Source organism: Mesorhizobium robiniae (genome assembly GCF_040545535.1).
In the GTDB taxonomy this organism is placed as follows: Bacteria; Pseudomonadota; Alphaproteobacteria; order Rhizobiales; family Rhizobiaceae; genus Mesorhizobium; species Mesorhizobium robiniae.
Genome location: NZ_JBEPMC010000026.1, coordinates 1 through 9150, shown reverse-complemented (window position 1 = coordinate 9150; position 9150 = coordinate 1). Strand labels below are relative to the sequence as shown.

10 protein-coding genes are annotated in these 9150 nt (G+C 57.2%); 6 read left to right on the top strand and 4 right to left on the bottom strand.

Going from position 1 to position 9150, the window contains the following annotated elements:
- Window positions 1-8 precede the first annotated feature (8 nt).
- From ABID19_RS34030 to ABID19_RS34005, 6 genes are all read left to right on the top strand, one after another.
- Window positions 9-827, top strand: coding sequence for an ABC transporter substrate-binding protein (locus ABID19_RS34030; RefSeq protein WP_354494834.1), 819 nt, complete (start codon window positions 9-11; stop codon window positions 825-827).
- A 428-nt stretch (window positions 828-1255) separates the two neighbouring features.
- Window positions 1256-2212 (top strand): ABC transporter permease, encoded by a 957-nt coding sequence (locus tag ABID19_RS34025; RefSeq protein WP_263807265.1) that lies wholly within the window; start codon window positions 1256-1258, stop codon window positions 2210-2212.
- A 7-nt stretch (window positions 2213-2219) separates the two neighbouring features.
- Entirely contained in the window at window positions 2220-3047 is an 828-nt protein-coding gene (locus ABID19_RS34020) for an ABC transporter permease (protein ID WP_263807264.1), read from the top strand.
- 308 nt (window positions 3048-3355) lie between these two features.
- A complete protein-coding gene (locus ABID19_RS34015; RefSeq protein WP_263807262.1) occupies window positions 3356-4804 on the top strand; it encodes an amidase in 1449 nt (482 codons plus the stop codon).
- A 505-nt stretch (window positions 4805-5309) separates the two neighbouring features.
- Window positions 5310-5657 carry a hypothetical protein gene (locus tag ABID19_RS34010; protein WP_263807261.1) on the top strand — a complete coding sequence of 116 codons (348 nt, stop codon included), beginning with the start codon at window positions 5310-5312 and terminating at the stop codon, window positions 5655-5657.
- Window positions 5629-5880, top strand: coding sequence for a hypothetical protein (locus tag ABID19_RS34005; protein ID WP_263807259.1), 252 nt, complete (start codon window positions 5629-5631; stop codon window positions 5878-5880). The genes ABID19_RS34010 and ABID19_RS34005 overlap by 29 nt, the downstream gene beginning before the upstream one ends.
- A gap of 41 nt (window positions 5881-5921) precedes the next feature.
- Here the strand turns inward: ABID19_RS34005 and ABID19_RS34000 are convergent, their stop codons facing one another.
- From ABID19_RS34000 to thiD, 4 genes are all read right to left on the bottom strand, one after another.
- Complete coding sequence (locus ABID19_RS34000; RefSeq protein WP_263807257.1) at window positions 5922-6086, bottom strand: hypothetical protein; 165 nt, start codon at window positions 6084-6086, stop codon at window positions 5922-5924.
- A 101-nt stretch (window positions 6087-6187) separates the two neighbouring features.
- The gene (locus ABID19_RS33995; RefSeq protein WP_354494831.1) at window positions 6188-6982 is read right to left on the bottom strand and encodes a nucleotidyl transferase AbiEii/AbiGii toxin family protein; all 795 of its coding nucleotides are present in this window, start codon (window positions 6980-6982) and stop codon (window positions 6188-6190) included.
- A gap of 62 nt (window positions 6983-7044) precedes the next feature.
- The gene (locus tag ABID19_RS33990) at window positions 7045-8151 is read right to left on the bottom strand and encodes a type IV toxin-antitoxin system AbiEi family antitoxin (RefSeq protein WP_263807255.1); all 1107 of its coding nucleotides are present in this window, start codon (window positions 8149-8151) and stop codon (window positions 7045-7047) included.
- 167 nt (window positions 8152-8318) lie between these two features.
- A complete protein-coding gene (gene thiD, locus ABID19_RS33985; RefSeq protein ID WP_263807254.1) occupies window positions 8319-9080 on the bottom strand; it encodes a bifunctional hydroxymethylpyrimidine kinase/phosphomethylpyrimidine kinase in 762 nt (253 codons plus the stop codon).
- Between the last annotated feature and the right edge of the window lie 70 nt (window positions 9081-9150).

Genomic DNA, 9150 nt, shown 5'->3' with positions numbered 1-9150 from the left:
CCGGGGACATTGACGTAATGAACGCGGTCGACCGTTCCACGGCCGGATTGCTGGCCGCAGTTGGTGGCATCGAACTGGTGGTCCAGAATGGCTACTTGCACTACACGCTGCCGATGCGCTGCGATACGGCGCCCTTCAAGGACAACAATGTTCGAGAAGCGATCAAATACGCAATGGATCGTCAGCTTTTGCTGGACCGTGTTCTTTATGGATTCGGCTATCTGGGCAACGACCACCCAGTTCCAAACAGCCTTCGTGACTTTGCTACTCCAGCGGAACTGCCACAACGGGCTTACGATCCGGACAAGGCGAAGTTCCATCTCAAGAAAGCCGGTCTCGGCAGCCTGAAGGTTCAGCTCAACACCTCCGAAGGAGCTTTTACAGGCGCCGTCGATGCGGCTGTTCTCGTCCAGGAAAGCGCGCGCGCCGCGGGCATCGAGATCGAAGTCGTACGTCAACCAAGCGATGGCTACTGGAGCAATGTCTGGCGTGCGAAGCCTTGGGTCGTGTCCTATTGGAGCGGACGACCCACCGCCGACTGGATCTTTACCGAAGGCTACTACAGTGCCGCATCCTACAATGACGCTTTCTGGGCCAATGAGCGGTTCGACAAACTTTTGCTGGAAGCGCGTGCCGAGCTGGACCAGACGAAACGCCGAGACATGTATGTGGAGATGCAGCGGATCGTCAGCGGGAACGGGGGCCAGTGCATCCCGGTCTTCGCAGCCGACATACTGGCCAAAAGCGACAAGCTCGCGCATGGTCCTGTCGCCGTGAACTGGGACATGGACGGGTATAAGCTGGCGGATCGCTGGTGGTTCGCCTGACCTTGACAGATAGCGGTTGTCCCGACCGGCCTTACCGAAGGGGACATTATTGCGGCATCGTATGGCTTACGGCCAACACCATGGGGCGGCTTCTCAGGCCTTATGCGGCCTTTCTTTCAGGCCCAAAGTCGGCAAAATGGAGCGACTGTGCTGGGTCAGCCGGATGGATGCGGCCCGAATCTCATGCCCCATAACCGTGGTGACTGCCTAACTAACGCTTCTGAACCCCTTCGGTCCGTTGATCTTGACCTGGGAGACGAGGAAACTGTCCAGCAATTCAGGTCAAATGCGATGCGGAGAATTTCTCTGTCTAAGGCACAAATTCAGATGGCGTGGAATACACCAAGGAGTGATCGAGCTCGCCGTACTGCCCACAACGGCAGGAGGTGCCTAGCTCCATTTTCCACCCATGATCTTCGGAGGTGCTTGTGAATTCCATCGCGCGCCTAGTCCTGCGTCGCCTGGCGATTGGCATCGCACTGTTGCTGATCGTCTCGCTCCTGGTATTCTTTGCCGTCGAATTGCTTCCCGGCGACATTGCACAAGTGCTTTTGGGCCAATCAGCCACGCCCGAAGCGATTTCCACCCTGCGAGAACAGATGCATCTCGACCAACCGGCCTGGCTAAGATATGTGCACTGGCTCGGCGGCTTTGTGATTGGTGATATGGGCAAATCGCTGGCCAACGGTCAGGACATTGCCAAAACTATTTGGCAGCGGCTGGGCAATACAATATTTCTGGCCGCGTTTGCTGCATTTATCTCAGTTCCCATCGCGCTAGGCCTCGGGATTCTTACTGCCATTTGGCGCGGTTCAATCTTTGATCGTTTAGCCAATTCCTTTGTCCTTGCCGCGATCTCCACGCCCGAATTTTTCTTAGCCTACATCCTTATTGGCGTACTCGCGGTCAAGTTCGGCCTGTTTCCCAGCATCTCCAATATCAACGACGGGCTGCCGTTCTTGGAACGGCTTTACAGAACGGTCCTCCCAGCGATCACGCTTACTCTTGTTGTGACCGCACATATGATGCGCATGACCCGGGCCTCTATCATTAATATTCTGTCCACTCCATATATCGAGATGGCACAGCTCAAGGGATTACGACATAGCGTGATCATACTCCGCCATGCTTTATCCAATTCATGGGTGCCCATCATAAATGTTGTGGTGCTCAACCTTGCCTACCTGATTACCGGTGTCGTCATCGTCGAGGTCGCCTTTGTTTATCCCGGCCTTGGGCTGCTGCTGGTCGACAGCGTATCCAAGCGCGATGTGCCCGTTGTACAAAGTTGCTGCATGATCTTTGCTGCAACCTACATATCACTTAATCTCTTGGCCGACATTCTGTCCATACTTGCCAACCCGCGCGCACAAGAACGAGGATGACGTGGGCATGACGAGTCAAAGCAGAAACAAAAGGTATGTCCCCTGGCGGATACGCATCGCCGTTTCGGTGATCGCGGTCTATGTTCTTGTGGCCTTGTTCGCACCGCTTCTTGCCCCTTACGGCCAGACCGAGATTGTCGGACGGCAGTTTATGGGCTGGAGCAGCCATTATCTGTTGGGAACAGACAACCTTGGCCGGGATGTCGCCAGTAGATTGATCTGGGGTGCACGCAATTCGGTCGGTATCGCGCTCGTTACAACGCTCTTGACTTTTTTCATTGGCGTTGTCTTCGGGCTGCTGGCGGCTGCGCTGGGTGGCTGGATTGATTATATCCTGTCGCGGATCGTGGACGTCATAATGGCGATTCCATCGTTGATCGCCTCGCTGATGATGCTGACGATCTTCGGCACGTCGGTCCTGACGCTAGTGCTCGTCATCGCAGTGCTCGAATCCACGCGCGTCTTTCGATTGGCGAGAGCTGTCGCCTTGGGGGTGGTGGTCCAAGACTATTTCATAGTAGCAAAGATGCGCAAGGAACCCGCGCTGTACCTGATCCGGGAAGAAATCCTGCCCAATGTCCTGCCGCCGCTTGCGGTCGAATTCGGACTCCGCTTCTGCTTCGTGTTCCTTTTTATCAGCGCGCTCAGTTTTCTTGGGCTCGGCCTGCAGCCGCCGCTGGCAGATTGGGGCTCGATGGTCCGTGAGAATGCGATGATGATTTCCTTCCTCATCTTCACTCCATTGATACCCGCCGCGGCGATTGCAGTTCTCACCATCGCTATAAATTCAGTTATGGATTGGGTCCTCGACCGATCGCGCCAGTCCCGCCTATAGAATGAGGCGACAATGGCTGCATCCAAGGCCCGCAGTAAAGGGAGAGATTTGATGCCGGCAAAGAGAAGGCCTCCCCCAAGACAATTGAAACAAATGGCGCGGCTCGCCGGAACCGGGACGAGTTCTTGCAAGATGCGGTCGTATTAGGAATCGCGCGCGTTACGTAGCCATATATCGAAGTATGGCCGCTAGTGATTGACGGTCCGGGTAGGCAAAGCTTGGTGAGATTTATCGCGAAAACTGCGTTGCAACCGATCCGCTGTCACGTGGATCGCCTAGTGGCCGAATGACAGGGGAAGCCTGAAGATATGAGACTCAGGGACTATGCTCGGCACGACGCTGTGGGGCTAGCAGAACTCGTGCACAAAGGCGAGGTGTCGCCGCTGGAGATCATCGAGGCCGCGCTAGCCGCCGTGGATTGTATCAATCCAGAGGTCAATGCAGCCTTTTTGATCGATGCCGAGCGTGCTCTTGACGCGGCCCGCGAGGTCGATAATTCCGCCCCTCTCGCTGGCGTTCCGTTCCTTATCAAGGACGTGAACGTCTTTGTCGCGGAATGGACGACCACTTTCGCATCACGCTTCTTCAGAGAGGCCCAGCCCAAGGGCGATAGCGAAATTGTCAAGCGCTGGCGCAAAGCGGGCCTGATCTTTCTGGGTAGATCGAACACACCCGAATTTGCCGAGGATGCCGTGACCGAGACTACCTGGCGTGGTATCACCTACAACCCTTGGGACAAGCGCGTTACGGTCGGCGGCTCGAGTGGCGGTGCGGCGGCAGCGGTAGCGAGCGGCATGATGCCGGTCGCCCATGGCACGGATGTAGGCGGCTCCATCCGAATTCCAGCAGCTTGCTGTGGTCTTTTCGGGTTGAAGCCAACACGTGGTTTAAATCCGCTCGGCCCCCACTATGCGGAGCTTGGCGCTGGCCTCAATTCGGACCACGTCATCTCACGTTCGGTGCGTGATAGTGCTGCTTTGCTTGACGTGACCGCAGGACCAGAACTCGCCGGACGATACATGGTGCGAAAGTCGGTGCCCTCATATCTCGCAGTACTCAAGGAGCCAGTCGAAAGGCTCAGGATCGCGTGCGTCACGCGCGCACCCGGCGGTGTCACTGTCGATGCTGAAATCCTTGCTGCAGTCGATGAGGGGGCGAAACAGCTGGAGGCGCTAGGTCATCACGTTGAGTCGCATGGTTTCCCATCTCTGCTGGATGAAGACATCGGCTCATCGTCTCTTTGGATGATGGATGTTGCGGGGGAGGTCACTCAGCGCGCTAAGGAGATAGGCCGTGGACCCGTGCGCAATGAGCTGGAGGCCGCGAGTTGGGCCATCCTGCAGAAGGTGCGGCGCATGACCGCGCTAGAGCTTGCCGAGACACGTCAGCGCGCACATGAAGCGACAGTCGCCATGGCACAGCATTTCGCGGATTTCGATATGATCCTCACGCCGAGCCTAGCCACTCTACCGCCAGCGTTGGGCGTGATCGACGGAAGATCGGCCAATTTCGAATATGAGGCCTGGATCAAGGCTGGCCTCAGCTTTGCGCCCTTCTCGGAGATCTTCAACGTCACCGGCCAACCAGCCGCGTCGCTGCCGCTATCGCATGCAAAAAACGGTCTACCGATCGGGATTCAGCTCGTCGCGCGCCAAGGCCAGGATCACTTACTGCTGACCCTATCCGCGCAGCTTGAAGCGGCCAATGGTTGGCTCGACCGCCATCCGCCGATTTGGGTAGGTGCAATTCAGAGCTGAGATGGTCCCCACCCTTGTCCATACTTTTCCGAGTGTCTCAGACGAGGTGTTTCAACAGCTTCAGAAATACGAGAACGCGAAGAACGGCGTGAGCGCCTCCATGCGCCGTCGACGAGCTGCAAAACAATCTCGCACTGTTCTTTTTTCCGCATCGTGCGGCAGATAGAGTGTCCCGATCTATACTTCGTTCAATTCTTTGTAAATTTCCAATTTTCGGCGATCTTCGCAAAAAACATTCTGTTAAACTTGGTCTGACTACTGCGAGAATCTACTCACCCTTTCGGTTTAGCGCCTGGCGGCCGCCATTGCATCACGAAACGCGAGCGTCACGAAGTCCCTTCCCTGATCGCTGCTCTGTCCTCTCTCCGTCTGGACGGCTCTCATCTCATTGGTCGTCGTAAGGATGTTGGACATCGAATTGGCGTGCGCGATTGCTGGTTCACTTCCCACCAATTCCACGTCCTTGTGCAATAGGTACACCTGGAAGCGATACACCTGCGCCACAATGTCACCGGTGCTGCCTTTGTCGACAGCATCCACGCCCTCGAATTCGATCGGCGCGTCGAAATCGCGGATGGGAAGAACTTTGTCGTCGAACGTGTTTGACGATCCGGAATTTATCAAGGGCGTCCACGAGCTGTTTGATGGCCTTCGGAAGATTCAGGACGACGAGGTCCAGAAGCAGTTTCCCGACCATATCCGCATGCCGGTGACGAAAGCCATCTCCGGAGAAGCGTTGGCGCGCATAGCGTATGAGGCGGACGGCTATCTGTTCAATGCCGATGATGCAATCGCTGCAGAGGCGAAGGAGATCGCAGCATCCATTGCGCGACCTCGGCGACATTGCCGATGACATCTCGTTCTCCGAAAAACGGACCGATCAGCAGGAAGTCGACGGAATGTTCAGGCAACTCGAGGAGCTTGGCGCGGGCTGCTACCTCGCATTCCGCACAACCAAGTTGGTAGCAGCCAATTGGGTCGACAAATCGGCGCTGCCTTTCACGATCGGCTACCTGACGGTTGTTCCTTCCAAGAAGGTTCTGTCCGAGATGATGGTCCCACGCCGCGGTTCCTAGATCCGTAGCGATGTAGAGGCTGTCGATGATGGCCCGCCAAATCAAATGTCCGTCATTGCGGCGGTATCGATGGCTTCGTAGAGCGTAGCGATGCCGCTAACGGCATCCTCTGCCCGGCGCATGTTGGCTTTGAGCTGATCTTTCAGCGCGCCAACCAAGAGGCCGGCGAGTTGCCTTAAACGCCTCGGGCAGCTCTCGTCGAGCAATGTTTTCTCGCTTCAATGCCGCGCTAGTCTCGACTTGTCCCGCGCGGTACCACCTGACGATTGCGCCGCTGGTGCCGGCAACTGAAATGGCCGCGGCTGGACTATTTCCTCAACCCGAGCGCCCGCAGCAAGGCATCGACTTGACCGAATGCATCCTGCTGCCACTGATCAGGGGTCCGCTCACCGAGTAGGTCTGTCTCTTCAACGAACTGGCGAACACTTGTCGGACCGAACCCGTCCACCTGGTCGAATTTGCCGTTGATATATCCGAATCCTTCTTGGCCTTCCTTCACTGCGAGGACGGGCTCGCAATCCTTGGCTAGGGCTTCGATCCCTCCGCCATAATTGCGCACACAATAATATATGTCGTAGGCGTCCTTGCGCTTCAGCCGGTTCTGGATGGCAAAGCCTTTCATCGCGAGCAAGGCGGGAATTGATGCGACAGCGATCTTGACCTGATTGGTACCGCCGCCAGGCATGTCGCCTGTTATTGCGACGTACTGATAAAAGCGAAGAGCAAGCTCCGCGCCATCCGCTCGCTGAACCGCAAATTTTTCGATAAGCGGCGGCCGGTTCTTGACAATCTTGGCGTCGATCGGTCGCAAGAAATCGACTATCACGTCGATGGCTTCACCGCCATCTTTGGCAGGCACATTGCGGACGAGCTGGAAGGCTCGCAACTCGTCGCTCTGCTTGTAGCCGTTTTCCATCAGCGATTCGACGAGCTTGGCATACTCGCCGTCGCTTAGCGCCTCTGCATCAAGCCCGAGATCGACATCGAGCGTACCGACATGCCGCATCTCATCGTTCTCAAGCAGGAGCCAGGGCACTGCGCCACCGATAACGGCAAACTTGCCTTTGAAACTGCCGAGGATCTGGCCGATTTCGAGCAGCACGGATTTCACCGCCTGGGTGGTGCGGTCATCATATTCAGCGGCAGACTGCGCTTCCGGAACGGCTACACGTGCCATTTGAGTTTCTCTTTCCGCAAGTACTCCGCCGCTTCCCTGCCGCGTTCTCCCGCTACCCAGAGGTCAAGATAGGTCTGCACTGGGCTGGTGGTGGAGATCCCTGGGGAGGGCTCAATGGTATCGAGCAGCGGGCCCGTGTCCTTTAGGACCGTAACCACAACATTCTCGCCGCGGGCGGCTGAACTCAGATTGAGGGCGGTACGAGCCCGCTCGAGACCATTGGCACTGGCGTAGAAAAAATGTGTTCCGGTACGCGCATACGGAGCTAACCACTGCGCTGCCGAAAACGACGCCAGCGCCATCTGGCTCAATGATGGATCAGGCTCGCCGTTGCGCCGAATGACTTCGTCGAAGGCCTTTCCGTGCAACGTCGTGTAAAAGCCCATTCGCCGTCCGGCGGGTGGTTCGTACACGTCCCGCCAAGCGTCGAGAAGATTATCCGGCTCCGTCAGCGATATCCCGTCTTCGCCGATCTTTGCCCATTCCCGCGCGATAAGCGCGGTGCGCATGTTGCTTACATGGCCGAGGCTCACCTGAGCGCGCTCTGCGAGCTCGGTTACACGCCAGAAGTGGCCCGGGTTGCGCAACATGGTTCGCAAGACCTGCGCCGACTTCGGTTTGAAGATCGATTTAACCTCTCGCCGTTCGGTGGCGGGCTTGGTGGGGACGACGCGTTCGACAAAGACTCCATCAAACGCAAGGCGGCAATTGCCCTCAAAGTCTAAAAAGCTGACGCCGGCCTCGGTGCAGATATCCCGCGTCTGCGGCATCAGAAACGGAGCAATGAAAACCGGAACAGCATGTTTTTCGCTCAGCCCAGCCGCTGCTCGATGAAGCTGTGTGATCGCGTCCCTGGCGTGCCGAGGCTGTCCGGTCGATTTGACTTCGCAGAGGAGAACATGTCTGGCCCCGAAAGCGCGAATGTGGGCGATCAGATCGATACCTCGGTCGGGACCTCCGGATGGGGACGCCTCGATTCTATCGATCTTGATCGGAGGAATGGACGCGAGCAGTCTTGTCAAGGCTTGCTCGGCTTGTTCTTCTACCTCCTTCAGCGAACTGGGCGCTTTCAGCATTTGCTGAAAATAGCACATTTACTGAAACGATGTCCAGGAACTTTCACTGGAAATGCAATTTTCAACACTTGCTGAAATGCCTATCTTCGGTGAAATCCAGACTCGATTGGGTCCGTCGCTAGACAGCATTCGAGGGAAGAGGCGCGCCAGCGATGGCGCTCTACGCTTAGGCGGGTAAGCCACTATCATTCGGCTGCATTCTTTTGAAGCTTCTCGAAAACAAACAGCTTGCCCTTGCGCACGCTTTCTTCGAGTGGGCTCGCATTCGCCAGATGTGCCGCAATCGCGCTGGCCAGCATGCACCCCGTCCCGCGCATCGACGCGGCAAGGCGGGGCATGTCGAAGCGGATTGGTTCTTGATCGTGGCGCAACAGAATATCGGTAGATCGGGGTCCCGCTGCATGGCCACCCTTGATCAGAATGGCCTGCGCGCCGGCGGCCAAGAGTTCCTGGCCTTGCCAGACCGCGTCATCCTCATCGATCGCTTGCTCCGCGCCGATAAGAAGCGCCAGTTCGATGAGATTGGGGGTGACCAGACGGCAAAGCGGCATCAGATCACGCCTCATGATCGCGACGGCGCCGGCTTTCAGGAGCGCCCGGCCTGACGTGGAGGCCAGCACCGGGTCGAGTATCGCCGGCACGCGCGGATTTTCGCGCAGCACGGCGGCAACGGCAAAGATGATCTCGGGGCTCGCAAGCATGCCGATCTTGATGGCAGCCACCTTGTTCGCCTGCAGCGCGGCGCGCATCTGGTCGGCCACCAGGCTTGGTGGCGATTGATGGATCTCCTTGACGGCCTCGTGCGTCTGCACCGTCAGCGCGGTGACAGCCAGCGAGGTGCGCACGCCAATGGAGGAGATCGTCTCGATATCGCGCACAAGTCCGGCACCCCCGCTGGAGTCAGACCCACCGATGACAAGCACATAAGGGTCTCTCCTCAGCGCCATCGGCCTGTCTTTTCGATCCATTCTCGCGTGCGCGCCTCGGGGTCCTCGTTTCGCGTGATGTCGGTGACCA

Coding starts and splice junctions, on each gene's coding strand:
- ABID19_RS34020 (WP_263807264.1), top strand. CDS start 2,220: ATGACGAGTCAAAGCAGAAACAAAAGGTATGTCCCCTGGCGGATACGC.
- thiD (WP_263807254.1), bottom strand. CDS start 9,080: ATGGCGCTGAGGAGAGACCCTTATGTGCTTGTCATCGGTGGGTCTGAC.
- ABID19_RS33990 (WP_263807255.1), bottom strand. CDS start 8,151: ATGTGCTATTTTCAGCAAATGCTGAAAGCGCCCAGTTCGCTGAAGGAG.
- ABID19_RS34015 (WP_263807262.1), top strand. CDS start 3,356: ATGAGACTCAGGGACTATGCTCGGCACGACGCTGTGGGGCTAGCAGAA.
- ABID19_RS34010 (WP_263807261.1), top strand. CDS start 5,310: ATGTCACCGGTGCTGCCTTTGTCGACAGCATCCACGCCCTCGAATTCG.